General features: G+C 46.5%; 1 protein-coding gene. It reads left to right on the top strand.

Annotated elements, in window-relative coordinates; translation table 11 throughout:
* Nucleotides 1-183: 183 nt before the first annotated feature.
* The coding region (locus R7Q38_RS24135) for an alkaline phosphatase (RefSeq protein WP_318114604.1) at nt 184-1,165 on the top strand (982 nt) is incomplete at its 3' end.

Below are 1,165 nucleotides of genomic sequence, written 5' to 3'. Positions count from 1 at the left end.
CCATGCTTTCAACTCCTAAGCGTAATCCAAGCCCACTTCTGTGGGCTTTTTTATACCCCAACATCTGCGACCGAGTTGGCTAGCAACCCAAAATGACAATGCCGTGAATCTTTTATTACCGCCACAAAAGCGTCATAAACCGCTGCTTTAATTTCTGCGCTTTCAATAAACAAGGAAAATATAATGAAGCGTTTAGTTTCTCCGATTATTACTGCAGTGGCTGCATCTACACTTTCATTCAATGCGCTATCCGCTGAAATCAAAAACGTTATTCTGATGATTGGTGATGGTATGGGTCCTCAGCAAGTCGGCTTGCTAGAAACCTACGCGAACCACGCACCAAACTCGATTTACAAAGGCCAAACCACCGCGCTCTACAAGTTAGCGCAAGAAGGTGTGATTGGCTCATCTTTAACGAACCCAGAAGATGCGATCGTTGTCGACTCTGCATGTTCGGCAACAATGCTCGCAACAGGTATCCCAACCGCATCAGAAGTGATTGGTATTGACAGCCAAGGCAATCACGTTGAGACCATTTTGGAAAAAGCCAAAAGCAAAGGCAAAGCAACGGGTCTTGTTTCAGATACGCGCATGACGCACGCAACACCAGCCGCGTTTGCTGCGCATCAGCCTCATCGCTCGCTAGAAAACAACATCGCTTCCGATATGCTAGAAAGCGGTGTCGACGTGTTGTTATCTGGTGGTCTGCGTCACTGGATTCCAAAATCGACTAACGACAAAGGTGAAACTTACCAAGCGCTAGAAAAACTTACGCAAGGCAGTGTTTACCTAAAATCTAAGCGTAAAGACGAACGCAATCTGCTTACCGAAGCGCAAGACCAAGGCTACAGCCTAGCTTTCAGCCGAGACATGTTGGCACAAGCAAAAGGCGACAAACTACTTGGCCTATTCGCTTACTCAGGTATGGATGATGGTATTGCTTACAGTAACAGCAAAAACGATCCAAAACGCACACAACCATCGTTGAAAGAGATGACGGTCAAAGCGCTTGATGTTCTTTCTAAAGACAAAGACGGCTTCTTCTTGATGGTTGAAGGTGGTCAAATCGACTGGGCTGGCCACAGTAACGATGCTGGTACCATGCTACATGAGTTGATTAAGTTCGACGAAGCGGTGAACTCTGTTTACGAGTGGGCGAAAGGTC

It is taken from the genome of Vibrio sp. Vb0598, assembly GCF_033338935.1.
GTDB lineage: Bacteria > Pseudomonadota > Gammaproteobacteria > Enterobacterales > Vibrionaceae > Vibrio > Vibrio alginolyticus.
This window is presented reverse-complemented; position numbering and strand designations above follow the sequence as displayed.